The organism is Cytobacillus solani, assembly GCF_001420595.1.
GTDB classification, from domain to species: domain Bacteria; phylum Bacillota; class Bacilli; order Bacillales; family Cytobacillaceae; genus Cytobacillus; species Cytobacillus solani.
Map to the genome: position 1 here is coordinate 3,692,202 of NZ_LJIX01000006.1, position 12,484 is coordinate 3,704,685.

The 12,484-nt window shown below is 39.4% G+C and carries 11 protein-coding genes, 1 tRNA gene and 1 other annotated feature; all 12 genes read right to left on the reverse strand.

Annotated features, from left to right (window positions below; all coding sequences use genetic code 11):
* Positions 1–44 precede the first annotated feature (44 nt).
* The gene (locus tag AN957_RS20380; RefSeq protein ID WP_053477208.1) at positions 45–1,592 is read right to left on the reverse strand and encodes a 2-isopropylmalate synthase; all 1,548 of its coding nucleotides are present in this window, start codon (positions 1,590–1,592) and stop codon (positions 45–47) included.
* The gene (gene ilvC / locus AN957_RS20385; protein ID WP_053477209.1) at positions 1,579–2,601 is read right to left on the reverse strand and encodes a ketol-acid reductoisomerase; all 1,023 of its coding nucleotides are present in this window, start codon (positions 2,599–2,601) and stop codon (positions 1,579–1,581) included. The genes AN957_RS20380 and ilvC overlap by 14 nt, the downstream gene beginning before the upstream one ends.
* Before the next feature lie 26 nt (positions 2,602–2,627).
* A complete protein-coding gene (gene ilvN, locus AN957_RS20390; protein WP_053477210.1) occupies positions 2,628–3,146 on the reverse strand; it encodes an acetolactate synthase small subunit in 519 nt (172 codons plus the stop codon).
* Entirely contained in the window at positions 3,143–4,858 is a 1,716-nt protein-coding gene (gene ilvB, locus AN957_RS20395; RefSeq protein WP_056685909.1) for an acetolactate synthase large subunit, read from the reverse strand. Before ilvB ends, ilvN begins: the two co-directional genes overlap by 4 nt.
* A gap of 78 nt (positions 4,859–4,936) precedes the next feature.
* Positions 4,937–5,191: a binding site (T-box leader), on the reverse strand.
* Positions 5,192–5,551: 360 nt separating this feature from the next.
* Positions 5,552–5,628 (reverse strand) — tRNA-Arg (locus tag AN957_RS20400).
* A gap of 127 nt (positions 5,629–5,755) precedes the next feature.
* Positions 5,756–6,277 (reverse strand): metallophosphoesterase family protein, encoded by a 522-nt coding sequence (locus tag AN957_RS20405; protein WP_053477212.1) that lies wholly within the window; start codon positions 6,275–6,277, stop codon positions 5,756–5,758.
* A complete protein-coding gene (locus tag AN957_RS20410) occupies positions 6,274–6,885 on the reverse strand; it encodes an XTP/dITP diphosphatase (RefSeq protein WP_056685912.1) in 612 nt (203 codons plus the stop codon). The genes AN957_RS20405 and AN957_RS20410 overlap by 4 nt, the downstream gene beginning before the upstream one ends.
* A 17-nt stretch (positions 6,886–6,902) precedes the next feature.
* The gene (rph, locus tag AN957_RS20415) at positions 6,903–7,658 is read right to left on the reverse strand and encodes a ribonuclease PH (RefSeq protein WP_056685914.1); all 756 of its coding nucleotides are present in this window, start codon (positions 7,656–7,658) and stop codon (positions 6,903–6,905) included.
* 119 nt (positions 7,659–7,777) lie between these two features.
* Entirely contained in the window at positions 7,778–8,857 is a 1,080-nt protein-coding gene (locus AN957_RS20420; protein ID WP_053477215.1) for a GerMN domain-containing protein, read from the reverse strand.
* A gap of 104 nt (positions 8,858–8,961) precedes the next feature.
* Positions 8,962–11,103 (reverse strand): DNA helicase RecQ, encoded by a 2,142-nt coding sequence (recQ, locus tag AN957_RS20425; protein WP_056685918.1) that lies wholly within the window; start codon positions 11,101–11,103, stop codon positions 8,962–8,964.
* A 76-nt stretch (positions 11,104–11,179) separates the two neighbouring features.
* Positions 11,180–11,974: a glutamate racemase gene (gene racE, locus AN957_RS20430; RefSeq protein WP_056685921.1), complete on the reverse strand. Its 795-nt coding sequence runs from the start codon at positions 11,972–11,974 to the stop codon at positions 11,180–11,182.
* Between the two features lie 10 nt (positions 11,975–11,984).
* The gene (locus AN957_RS20435) at positions 11,985–12,443 is read right to left on the reverse strand and encodes a MarR family winged helix-turn-helix transcriptional regulator (protein ID WP_053477218.1); all 459 of its coding nucleotides are present in this window, start codon (positions 12,441–12,443) and stop codon (positions 11,985–11,987) included.
* Positions 12,444–12,484 lie beyond the last annotated feature (41 nt).

Below are 12,484 nucleotides of genomic sequence, written 5' to 3' on the forward strand. Positions count from 1 at the left end.
TATGATGAATCTTGATAACTGTTGATTACAACCGGTCTTTCTAGTTATGGAGTAAAGCACATTTCCGGTTCTGGCCCCTTATCCTTCATATAGATGACTCTGTTAATCGCATTTAAATAAGCTTTTGCCGATGCCTCCAGCACATCTTGTGCAAGCCCCCGTCCACTTGTTTCAATATCCAGATAAGTAAGCTTCACATATACTTGTGCCAGGGCATCTCTCCCTCCCCCGACAGACTGGATACGGTAATCTAAGAGGTTGATTGACCCTTCCACACATTTTTCCAATGTATTATAGAGGGCTTCTATACTTCCTGCTCCCGTTCCAGCCTCCTGGATGACTTCTTTATCCGCCCCTGATAAAGTAACCGTTGCGGTTGGTATTTGATTTGTCCCATATTGGATTTGCAAATGAATTAATTCATAGAATCGCTCTTCCTTTGACAGCTCTTCCTCAAGGACAAGAGCAACCAAGTCTTCGTCAGTCATTTCTTTTTTGCGGTCAGCCAAATCCTTAAATGCGCTAAATAGCGGCTTAATATTTTCCTCAGGAACGTTAAGTCCCAATTCATCTAACCGGTTTTTAAAGGCATGTCTGCCAGAATGCTTTCCTAAAACTAATGAGTTGGACTGGAAGCCTACTAAGTCCGGAGAAATAATTTCATAGGTTGTTTTTTCCTTAAGTACGCCATCCTGATGAATCCCAGATTCGTGTGCATATGCATTTTTGCCGACAACTGCCTTATTAGCAGGAACGATCATTCCAGTAAGCTTGCTAACAAGACTGCTTGTTCGGCTTATCTCATGAAGATTTAACCGGGTGGATGCCTGATAGTAATCCTTTCTGATATGCAAGGCTACCGCAAATTCCTCCAATGCAGCATTTCCTGCTCTTTCCCCAATGCCATTTATTGTCCCTTCCACTTGCGTGGCACCATTTTCTACTGCTGCAAGTGAATTTGCGATGGCCATTCCTAAATCATCATGACAATGGGTTGATAAAGAAACTTTATTAATAGAAGGAACATTTTCTTTTAAGTATTTAAAAATAGCTCCATATTCTTGTGGTGTTCCATATCCGACAGTATCAGGAATATTAATTACTCTCGCCCCAGCCTGAATGACTTTTTCAATAATTTCTGCCAAAAACGGCAGCTCCGTTCTCGAAGCGTCTTCTGCAGACCATTGAATAATCGGGAATTTCTTCGCTGCATATTTTACTGTTTCTACAGCTGTATGAATGACTTCTTCTTTCGACATTTTCAATTTGTATTCTCGATGAATCGGCGAAGTTGCAAGAAAGGTATGGAGTCTTGGCTCTGCACCGTCTTTCAGCGCTTCCCATGCTGCATCGATATCTGAGATAACTGCACGAGCAAGTCCTGTGACAGAACAATTTTTTATCGTTTGGGCAATTTTTTGTACGGATGAGAAGTCGCCTTTCGATGCGGCAGGAAAACCAGCTTCCATAATATCTACATCTAATCTTTCCAGCTGCTTAGCGATTTCTAGCTTTTCCGAAAAATTAAGATTCACACCTGCTGACTGTTCTCCATCCCTTAAGGTCGTGTCGAATATTTTAATGGTTTGCACTAGCAACAGCTTCCTTCTTTTTTCCGCTATTAACGAACGGCATCATTTTTCTAAGTTCTCTGCCCACCTGCTCAATTTGATGCTGCTTTTCTCTTTCATTTACTGCATTAAATACAGGACGATTTGCTTGATTTTCTAAGATCCAGCCTTTCGCAAATTTCCCTTCCTGAATATCTTTAAGAACAGCTTTCATTTCTTCCTTCACTCTTCCATCAACTACTCGTGGTCCGCTGACAAAATCTCCCCATTGTGCTGTATCTGAAATTGAATAGCGCATTCCTTCTAATCCGCCTTCATACATTAAGTCAACAATCAGCTTCAATTCATGCAAGCATTCAAAGTAGGCTAATTCTGGCTGATATCCTGCTTCGACTAACGTTTCAAAGCCTGCTTTAACAAGTGAGGTCAATCCTCCACAAAGGACAGCCTGTTCCCCAAATAGATCGGTTTCTGTTTCCTCCTTAAAGGTGGTTTCTAATGCACCTGCACGTAATGCCCCAATGCCTCTTGCATAAGCTAGAGCAAGCTCTTGTGCTTCACCAGATACATCTTGATAGATGGCAAACAAAGCTGGGACGCCTGCATCTTGTTCAAATGTTCTCCTTACAAGATGGCCAGGACCTTTAGGGGCAACGAGAAGCACATCGCTTTCCTTTGGTGGAACAATTTGATTGAAATGAACATTAAAACCGTGTGCAAACATGAGTGCCTGATTTGTTAAATTCGGTTCAATTTCTTCTTTATATACTTTCGTCTGGAGTTCATCTGGCAAAAGAATCATGACCACGTCTGCCTGTGCTGTTGCTTCCCCTACTGAATATACTTGAAAGCCATCTTCTGCTGCTTTATCCCATGATTTCCCTTTGCGAAGCCCAATAACGACTTCAACTCCGCTGTCTCTCAGGTTTAATGCATGTGCATGACCTTGTGATCCATACCCGATCACCGCTACCTTCTTTCCATTTAAATAAGCTGGATTCGCATCTCCGTTATAGTACATTTTCGCCATTATTATCTTCCTTTCTTTTTTTAAAATTAAACGATTGAATATGTTTTTTGCGGATTAACAGGTTTTTGTGTTCCTCTTGGGAATGCTGTCGTTCCTGTGCGAGCAAGCTCCTTAATTCCATAAGGCTTAATCAGTTCGATAAATGCTTCAATTTTATCTGATTCTCCTGTTATTTGAATGACTAAGCTATCCTTGCTTATATCAATAACCGCTGCCCGAAATGGTTCGATTAATGCGTAAAGTTCATTTCTTGTTTGCGGGGTAGAGAGCACTTTAATTAATGCCAGTTCTCTTGCAACAATTGCCTGATCACTAATATCTGTTACTTTTAAAATATCAATCTGTTTATTCAGCTGTTTTGTAATTTGCTCAGCTTCCCGATCACTTTCTACATGAATCACACAAGTAATTCTTGATATTCCTTCCTGTTCGGTCAATCCTACAGAAATGCTTTCAATATTATAATTCCTCTTTGAAAAAAGATTCGTAATCCGATTGAGAACACCAGGGCGATTCATAACAGTCATACTAATAATTTTTTTCAAGGTTTCACACCTACCATTTCATGCAGCCCTTTCCCTGGGGCAATCATCGGATAGACATTCTCATCAGGATCAATTCGGATATCAAGCAGAACAGGCTCTCGGCTATTCAACACTTCTTCAAAAAGGACATCTGCTTCCTCCGCATTATTTATTTCATATCCTTTTATCCCATAAGCTTCTGCTAGCTTTACAAAGGAAGGCTGGATAGGAATTTTACTATGGGAATACCGTTTGTCATAAAAAATTTCCTGCCATTGCCGTACCATTCCGAGTGATAAATTATTGAATATTGCGATTTTTATAGGGAGATTTAGTTCTTTAATGACCGTCAGCTCTTGTGTAGACATTTGAAATCCCCCATCCCCAAGAACAGCAATGACACACCGGTCCGGATCAGCAAGCTGCGCTCCAACGCTTGCTGGTAAACCAAATCCCATGGTTCCAAGGCCACCTGAAGTCACCCATCTATTCGCCTTTTTAAATTGATAATACTGTGCTGCCCACATTTGGTGCTGCCCAACATCCGTGACGACGATTGCATCCCCGGCTGTTTTTTCATAAAGCATCTCTAACACTTTTTGTGGCTTAAGAGTGTCTGACTCCCCGTAATGATAAGGATATTCCACTTGCCATTTATGAATTTGTTCCAGCCATTCCAAATGGGCTGGCGGTTTTCCATTTTGCTTGATTAATTCCTTCAATGCTTCTTTTGCATCTGCAACAACTGGTATGGCTGTTGGAACATTTTTTCCAATTTCAGCTGGATCAATATCGATGTGAGCAACCGTTGCTTGAGGGGCAAAAAATTGTAAATTCCCTGTAAGCCTGTCATCAAATCTTGCTCCGATATTAATTAATAAATCACATTCACTTAAGCCCATATTCGATGCATAACAGCCATGCATACCTGCTAATCCGACGAACAGCCGATGGTCTGCTGGGAATCCCCCTAATCCGAGAAGTGTATGAATGACTGGAAGCTGCTGCTGTTCTGCGTATTCTTTTAATTCATTCGAAGCCTGCGCAAGAAGGACACCAGCTCCAGCAAGAATAACTGGCTTTCTCGCTCGGCTAACTGCCTCAGATAGTTTTCTAATTTGCAAATAGTTAGGCTGTACGGTTGGCTGATAGCCAGGTAGCTTTATCTCTTGTTCTTCTGGAGGTTTTGATACAGACGCTGCAATATCTTTTGGAATGTCTATCAAGACTGGCCCCGGCCTTCCGCTTGTGGCAATATAAAATGCCTCTTTCACAATTCGAGGGATGTCTTCAATGCTTCGCACCTGGTAATTGTATTTTGTAATCGGTGTTGTAATTCCTAGAACATCCGCTTCCTGGAAAGCATCAGAACCGATTACACTTGTCTGGACCTGACCAGTGAATACAACGAGCGGCAGAGAGTCCATCATTGCGTCTGTGAGACCCGTAACAATATTAGTTGCTCCTGGGCCAGAAGTAGCAATCACAACTCCAGGCTTTCCGGAAATTCTTGCATACCCCTCCGCTGCATGAATTCCTCCTTGCTCATGTCTTGGCAAAACGTGGAGAATTTTTGAATCATAAAGCTTGTCATAAATCGGAAGCACAGCCCCTCCAGGATATCCAAAAATCACTTCCACCTTTTCTTTTTCCAAGGCCTCTAATAACAGATCGGCACCAGTGACCATTTCGGTCTTAGCCTTTGATTCTGTCATGGCAGCTTGCTGCAACATTTGTATAAAACCTCCTCTTTTTCCTTTAATTCAATATAAAAAGCCTTTCCGCCCCTTAAAAACCTACTAATCCTAGGTATAAGGGGTGAAAGGCTTTAATCCCATTCCACGGTACCACCCTAAATTCACGCATTACGCATGCACTTATGGACATCTGTTCCTGTCCGTTTTGATAACGGGTGGTAGACACCCGACCAACTCTACTCGATTGACTCTTTCAAGCTGATGCTCTGAGGTGAGTTCATCTTATGGTGGAATTACCGGTTCACAGCAGCTCCGGCTCTCTGCAAAATTCCAATTCATAAAACTACTTATCCTCTTCTTCACTTTATGGCTATGAAATTTTATGTTTTAACACTTTAAACCATTGAATTTTTAGGTTAAAAAAACTATGTATTAATTGGTTTCGCTAACCTAAAAGTTGGCTGGTTTTTATTTCATAATTTTTTGATTTCTTATATTGAGGACTATCTTACGCCCATTTTATTAAACCGTCAACACCCTTTTTGAAAATTATTTGATAATTTAAATTAATCTGATTTATTGTATCCGCTTTCATTGTTGAGGTATACACAATCTATACATTTAAAAATTTTTTTATTTCTTGAAACGTTGTTACTTTTTTAAAATAAAAAAACTCACTTTTAAAAGTGAGTTTAAACGGTAAGATATGTAGTTTAACTGATGTGTAAATGGCGTCCCAGGAGAGATTCGAACTCCCGACCGTACGCTTAGAAGGCGTATGCTCTATCCAGCTGAGCTACTGGGACTTAATATTTTCAAAAAAGTAATTCAAAGACAAGTTTTATTATATAAGGCATACAATTAAAAGTCAACACAAAAATAAATGTTTTTTTGTCAGGGAAGCTTTTTAGCTTCCCTAACAGTATATGCTGTTCAATCTCTTTTTGGAAGTGAAAATACTTGAGTTAAATCATCTAGCTTTCCATGTGTAAGATCGTGAACATGCAGCTTCATTTCATTTTCACTTAACTCTAAAATAACAAATGTTTTTTCCGTTCTACCCCTTGGCAGCCTAATACTCCCAGGATTAATAAACATAATACCTTCAATCATTTCTGCACCAAGGAAATGAGAATGCCCGAAACAGACAATATTAGCGGCTGCTTCTTGCGCACGTAAGGAAAGATTTAATAATGTAGATTTAACTCCATACCGATGACCATGTGTAACAAAAACACGAAGGCCGCCAAGTTCTTTAATTAGGTCTTCAGGAAATGTCCCTATGAAGTCACAATTTCCCTGAACAACATGGAAGTTTTCTAGAGCTTCCTCGTCAGCTTGCAGCTCTGAATCTCCACAATGAATCATCATCTGTACTTCATGGGCATATCGAGCTTTTATTTCCAGCAGCTCTTCCGTAAGTCCATGACTATCACTGACAATTAAAATTTTCACCTTTTTTCAGCTCCCGCCAGAAGAGAAGGCAGCTCGCTTTCTAATTTTCGAAGTGCATGTGCACGATGACTAATCTGAGCTTTTTCTTCTGGTTCCAGCTCTGCCATTGCTTTTCCTTTCTCAATTGCAAAGAATATCGGATCGTAGCCAAATCCGTAGGAACCCCTTTTTTCTCGTAGGATCCTTCCTTCACAAGTCCCTAAGACAGTAAACGTTTCCTGGTCTGGAGAAGCAACTGCAAGGGCACAGTAAAATCTTGCATGTCGTTCATTTTCAGGGACATTTTCAAGCTCTTTTAGCACTTTGGTCATATTTGCTTCATCATTTTTCTCTTCTCCTGCATACCGAGCAGAAAAAATTCCAGGTCTCCCATCGAGTGCATCAATCGCTAGACCTGAATCATCAGCAATCACCATTCTGCCCAAAACCTTAGATATCGTTTCCGCTTTTAATATCGCATTTTCCTCGAAGGTGGCTCCTGTCTCTTCCACATCCTGTATTTCAGGAAAATCTAGCAGTGTCTTAACCTCAATGCCGAGCGGCTGGAACATTCGTGTAAATTCCTTTGCTTTTCCCTGATTCTTTGTTGCTATAATCACTTCTGACATTCTTTAAGCACCTTCCCTTATTTTCCGTTTCTTGAGTAAATTTTACTAGTGATTTCTTCCCCGAACGCCTCTCTTTGAATTTCAAATAATTGGACAATTCCATCCTGTCCAGCTTTTAGCAATTCTTGAAGCTCGCTGTAAGAAAAAGTGGATTCCTCACCTGTCCCTTGCAGTTCGACAAATTCACCATTTCCCGTCATGACAATATTCATATCGACAAGTGCCTTTGAATCCTCGATATAATTTAAATCGACAACCACTTGCTTATTCTCTAATATTCCGACACTTGTTGCAGCAAGAAAATCCTTGATTGGATATTTCGCAAGCTTTTTCGTTTTACTAACTTTTTCTAAAGCGAGTGCCATTGCAACGAACGCACCTGTAATCGAAGCTGTTCTTGTACCTCCATCTGCCTGAATGACATCGCAGTCAAGCCAGATCGTTCTTTCTCCGAGCGCTTCAAGATCAACAACCGCACGAAGAGCTCGTCCAATTAAGCGCTGGATTTCCATTGTCCGCCCGGTAATTTTCCCCTTTGCTGATTCTCTAATATTCCTTGTCTCCGTTGCCCTAGGGAGCATGGAGTACTCAGCAGTGATCCATCCTTTCCCCTCTCCCCTCATAAAAGGCGGCACGCGATCATCAATGCTTGCTGTACAAATTACCTTCGTATTTCCAACACTTATTAAAACAGAGCCTTCAGGATGCATTAAATAATTCGTTTCAATATGTATAGGCCTTAATTGTAGCTGTTCACGTCCATCTGCACGCATAAGATGATTCCTCCTAAATAGAAATGCTGAAGCTCGATAGCCTCTAACACAATAAAGAAGAGGTGGCAGAAAATGCCTCCTCTTTTACTTATTCCTATAGTATATCAAAAATCGGATGATTAAAAACTACCTGTGTTCAATTTTTCAGGACGAGTCACTGGCTCTGTCAGCTTTTCTCCCTTTTCATTCACTAGCTCTGCTTTTCCATCAACAGTTATTGCAACACTTTCGATGTCTTTTTGCTCAGTTAATGACAAGACTAATGCATTTAATAAATGCTCAGAAATGATTTTTTCCTCACTGCTATATACAGCTTCGTTAAAATTCAAGGTAATTTTCCCGTTTTCAATTTTCGGATCTTCTAATAGTTTTACATCCGGTAAAAACTCACTATCAAGATTCGACACATAGCTTGGCCCTTTAATGAGTTCATTCACGACAGCTTTGTATTCATTCTTCTCATTATTGGAGACACGCTTTGTGACCGGAACATAATAATAAGAGCCTTCACTTCCACCAATATAATAAACCGTGACAGGTCTTGTATTATTTATATCAAGAACATCTGTCGTATCGAGATTAATCCCATTTCCTCTGCTATATGATTCCCCAATCGGTGTTCCACCTACAGGCATTTCATTCAATGCATTTCCGTTTAGCTGAAACTTAACTTTATCAACAGAATCAAATTGTGTTAATGTCCATGTGACAGCCTGAAGAATTTTCGATTCATCGTCCACTTGATAATCTTTAAATTCCTTGGAGAAATTGACCGTCGCAACTTTGTCCTTAATATCGACGGATACTTTCGTATCAGCTGGCAGAACCGCCCTGAAATCATTTGGCAGCAGCTCCGTTACTTTGCCATCCTTTACTAGATATTCAAGTGCTTGTGTAGCTACTGATTCTGTTTTTGGCAATTCCAATGTTTGCGGCACAACTAAGCCATCCTTATTAATTAAGTATAGCTCTGTTTGAATCGTTCCAGTTACAGCTTCTTCATTTCCAGCTGTGTCCGTGCCTGTTTCTGTATTGGCTGTTTCCCCTGTCACAGCTGTTTCATCATCTGTATAGGTTACCGATGATTGAGGAGGATCGATTTTTTCTTTTCCTCCGCTTCCAAACAATCCGCATCCAGACAATAAAACGGATGAGACTAAGACTGCAGACACGATTGTTGATTTTTTATTTATGGACATATTTAATCCCTCCAAAGACAGTTTGTACTAACATGTATACGAGCCTGTTTGTAAATTAGACCGCCTTCGGAGAAAAAAATTTGATTTTTCTTAGCTTCTCTTTTTCATAGACCATTCTTTGTCAGCACTGCTTTAATTGAAAAATAATCAACTTCATCAGGCAGTTCTTCCTTAATGGGTTTAAGCTTTTCTGTCCCTACTTTTTGTACCGCTTCTAAAATAAGTACTTCAGTTTCGTCATCAAATATATTTTTCCAGTTAATTTCCTGCCCCTCTCGAACCGCACGCAAGATATGTTCTTGAATCGTAATTGGAGAAAAATTACGAGCTTTCGCAATTTCATTAATTGACATCCCATCCGTATAAGATTGATAGGAATGCAAATAGCTTGGTACATCTGGCTTTTCTTGATTCCTCAAAGGAATATTCTGATCTCTCTCAGAAGTTTTCTTCTCCACTTCGATATTATTCTCAGACATATATTTTTGGATTTCTTCTACGAAAAATACTCCATACTTTTCATATTTCATTTGGCCAACACCTTTAATTTTCAACATTTCGTCTTTCTCTGTAGGGTAATACTGGCTCATTTCTCTTAAAGCTGTATCTGCAAAGACAACGTATGGAGGGACCTTTTCCTGGTCTGCCAGTTGCTTGCGAAGTGTACGAAGAACGATAAATAGATCACTATTTTCTTCAACTGGAGTGTCAAATGCTTGAATCGTCATTTTCATATAAAGCTTTTCCTGTTGCTTTAAAACTGGCAATGATTTTTCACTAAGCTTGACAACCGGGAACTGGCTGTCAGTCAATAGAAGGTAGCCTTCAGCAAGCAAATAGTTAATGATATCACTTATTTCTTTTTCCTTATAATGTTTTAACAGTCCATAAGTAGATAATTCGTTAAAACGTAATTCTTTAATTCGCTTATTTTGCGAACCTTTTAAAACCTGGGCAGTAAGTGTTACACCAAATCGCTCCCCCATCCTTTTGATGCACGAAAAGATCATCAGCGCTTCCTTCGTAATATCTACTTGCTCACGTTTATCCATGCAATTGCTGCATTTCCCGCAAGCCTCCATTTTACTATTTGCATCAAAATACTCAATAATATAGGATTGCAAGCATTTTTCTGTATGGCAGTAGTTCACCATTTGCTTTAATTTATTGTATTCTTGTTCCCGCTTCTGAAAATCTAGATTTGATTCTTCAATTAAAAATTTTTGGAGCTGAATATCCTGTGGAGAAAAAAGTAAATAACAAGAACTTTCTTCTCCATCTCTGCCAGCACGTCCTGCTTCTTGATAATATGCTTCAATGTTTCGGGGAAGGTTATAGTGAATAACAAAACGAACATTCGATTTATCAATCCCCATGCCAAATGCATTTGTTGCGATCATAATATCAGCTTCATCATAAACAAACTTATCCTGCGCCTGTTTCCGGTCTGCTTCTCCCAGCCCAGCATGGTATTTTGCAACGGAATGATTAAGTTTTTTCAAATGATTATAAAGCTGATCTGTCTCTTTTCGGCTAGTAGTGTAAATAATCCCTGAATCATTTGGATGTTTTTTTATAAATTGACTGATAAAATCTCTTTTATTCATGCCCTTTATCATATGAAAAGCTAGATTCTCTCTAGCAAAGCCGGTGATAAAACTATCTCCTTCAGTTATATTTAATAAATTTCGAATATCATCCGCTACATCCTTTGTTGCGGTAGCTGTTAGTGCGGCAATTACAGGTTTTTTATTTAATTTATTTAAATTCATAACGATTGATCGATAGCTCGGTCTGAAATCATGTCCCCATTGTGAGATACAATGTGCTTCATCAAATACAATCATTGAAATATCTAAAGAATTAAGCATATCTAAGAAACTCTCTGATTCAAATCGTTCAGGTGCAACATAAACAAGCTTGAAATCACCTTGGCGTATACCGGACATTCTTTCCTGATATTCCTGACTTGAAAGAGAACTATTTATAAATGTGGCATCTATATTTGCCGCTAATAATGCATCAACTTGATCTTTCATGAGAGAGATTAATGGAGAAATAACAACGGCAAGACCTGGGAGCATAAGAGCTGGGATTTGGAAGCAAAGAGATTTCCCGCCTCCGGTTGGAAGGATCCCGAGGGTATTTGTCTGTTTCAATAGATTACGGATGATCTCTCCTTGACCCGGGCGGAAGGAGGAGTAACCAAAATATTGCTTTAAATAATCTTCAGCTTCTTTCAACAAATCTATCACCTTATTCTCATTCATTTTCTTTATTCTATCATGATTCTATATCAAAAAAACCTTCAGTATGAAGGTTTTAAAGTGTAATTTTTTTTACATTTATGATAGGCAGCTGAAGCCATTCAGCCGCAATCTTTTTAAAAATCGTTCTAGAGCCTGTCGTAAAAAATTGGTGCTCCGTTTCATTCTCGTATGAATTAAGCATTTCATAATGAGAGAGAATGGCACTAGCTTCTCTTGCAGTTTCCTCACCAGAGCTAATTACTTTCACTCGATCCCCCATCACATGTTGAATCGGCTGTTCCAGTAGAGGATAATGCGTACATCCTAATATTAAGGTATCTAAATTATGATTTAAAAGGGGCTGCAGCGTTTCGGTAACAACCTTTTTTGTTAAAGGACCACCGTATTCTCCGCTTTCAACAAGCGGAACAAATTTTGGACATGCCAAACTATGCACGACCGCCCTTCTGTTTATTTGCTTTAACGCTTGTTCATATGCCCCGCTTTTTATTGTCCCAATTGTTCCGATTACGCCAATCCTATGATTTTCTGTTTTCTTAATAGCCGCCCTTGCCCCAGGAGAAATAACACCAATGACAGGAATGGATAACTCATTGCGAATTTCATCCAGCACCACGGCTGTTGCAGTATTACAAGCTATTATTAACATTTTTATATCTTTCGTTAACAGAAATTGAGTTAATTCCCATGTAAACGCTTTTACTTCTTCACCAGGTCTTGGTCCATATGGACAGCGAGCTGTATCGCCTAGGTATACAATATTTTCATTCGGCAGCTGACGCATAACCTCTTTTGCTACAGTCAGCCCTCCGACACCTGAATCAATGATTCCAATTGGTCGTTTCAAACATACCGCCTCATTCTCCGCGCATATCTTGGTGTAATTTCAAAAGATTTGTCTTAAGGAGCTGAACTTCTTCATGTGAAAAATTAATCAGCACCTCTTTTAAGTATAACTGTCTTTTTTGGATAACTTCATCAATAATCCGTTCGCCCTCTTCAAGAAGATGGATGCGGACGACTCTGCGATCATTTGGGTCTTTCACCCGTTTTACAAGTGTATTCTTTTCCATCCGATCAACAAGGTCGGTTGTTGTACTAAATGCAAGATACATTTTATTAGAAAGCTCGCCAATCGTCATATCTCCATCTTCAAAAAGCCACTGTAGAGCAACAAATTGGGGTGGAGTAATCTTGTAATTACTTAAAATTTCGCGGCCTTTTTGTTTAATAATTCCTGATATGTATCGCAGTTCTTTTTCAATTGCTGCCACAGAATCTACTTCTTCGTTAATGATCACATCTTCTAGCTCCATTAGAAACAACTCCCATAATTGCTTTTCTAATCATCTATATC